Consider the following 1,378-nt stretch of genomic DNA (forward strand, 5'->3'; position numbering starts at 1 on the left):
CGCCAGCTGATCGAGCTGCGCCTGGTGCTGGAGCCCGGCTGGGCCGCGCTGGCGGCCGTGCGCGCCGACGACAGCGGCCTGCGCCAGCTGCAATGGACCCAGTCCCAGCTGGCCCACGCCCTGGACCGCAGCGACCTGCTGGCCGCCGCCGACGCCGATCTGCAGTTCCACCTGCTGCTGGCCCAGCTGTCGGGCAACCCGGGCCTGGTGGCCATGGCGCGCCAGCTGGAGCTGGCCATCAGCCACAGCCTGCGCCTGCCCTTTGCCTGGAGCGGCGCCGACGACCAGCCGGTGCGCGAGCACGACGCCATCGTGCAGGCCGTCTGCGCAGGCGATGCGCCGGGTGCGGCGGGCGCCATGCGCGCCCACCTGCTGTCGGCTGCCAGGCGCAGCGGCATCGATCTCGACACACCGGACGACGCGACGGCGCCCGACGCAACGGCGCCCGATACATCTGCGCCCGACCCTGACCCACTTTCCTTTCGCCTCATCCCCCCTTCCGAAGGAGCTTTCGCATGACTTCCCCCCTGACACCCCGCCGCGCATTCATCCGCACCGCCCTGGCGGCCGCCACCCTGGCCGCTGCCGGCCTGGGCGGCGCCGCCCATGCCGACATGCTGGCCAACATCCAGAAGGCCGGCGTGCTGCGCGTGGCGATTCCGCAGGACTTCCCGCCCTTCGGCTCGCTGGGCACCGACCTGAAGCTGCAGGGCTATGACATCGACATGGCGGCCCTGGTGGCCCAGGAGCTGGGCGTGAAGGTGGAGCTGGTGCCCGTGACCAGCACCAACCGCATCCCCTTCCTGACCACGGGCAAGGCCGACATCGTCATCTCCAGCCTGGGCAAGAACGCCGAGCGCGCCAAGGTGATCGACTTCACCCAGGCCTATGCGCCCTTCCCCAAGAGCGTCTATGGCCCCAAGGACATGAGCATCAAGGCCCCTGCCGACCTGGCCGGCAAGACCGTGGGCGTGACGCGCGGCTCCACCGAGGACCTGGCCCTCACGCAGGTGGCGCCGGCCTCGGCCACCATCAAGCGCTACGAGGACAACAACGCCACCGCGCAAAGCTACCTGACGGGCCAGGTGCAGCTGGTGACGCTGGGCAACATCGTGGCCAACGCCGTGAACGAGCGCACCAGGCTGCGCCAGCTGGACGTGAAGTTCGCGGTCGAGGACACGCCCTGCTACATCGGCGTGGCCAAGGGCGAGCCGGCGCTGCTGCAGAAGGTGGACGCCATCATCACCAAGCTCAAGGCCGACGGCCGCCTGACCAGCCTGTCCCAGCGCTGGATGAAGATGCCGCTGCCCGCCACCCTGTAACCGCTGCGCCCCTGTTCCCGGAAATCCTTCCATGGCCTATCAATTCGACTACGCGG

2 protein-coding genes are annotated in these 1,378 nt (G+C 70.0%); both read left to right on the forward strand.

Going from position 1 to position 1,378, the window contains the following annotated elements:
• Window positions 1-519, forward strand: a 519-nt coding sequence (locus L995_RS28180) for a FadR/GntR family transcriptional regulator (RefSeq protein ID WP_047474674.1), incomplete at its 5' end; no start/stop codon positions are given.
• Window positions 516-1,322 (forward strand): transporter substrate-binding domain-containing protein, encoded by an 807-nt coding sequence (locus L995_RS28185; protein ID WP_016452167.1) that lies wholly within the window; start codon window positions 516-518, stop codon window positions 1,320-1,322. The genes L995_RS28180 and L995_RS28185, both read left to right, overlap by 4 nt.
• The last annotated feature ends 56 nt before the right edge of the window (window positions 1,323-1,378 follow it).

It is taken from the genome of Delftia sp. ZNC0008 (genome assembly GCF_000799035.1).
GTDB lineage: Bacteria > Pseudomonadota > Gammaproteobacteria > Burkholderiales > Burkholderiaceae_C > Comamonas > Comamonas tsuruhatensis.

Bases quoted from the DNA above. Each gene is read 5' to 3' on its own strand.
- L995_RS28185 (WP_016452167.1), top strand. From the start codon at position 516: ATGACTTCCCCCCTGACACCCCGCCGCGCATTCATCCGCACCGCCCTG.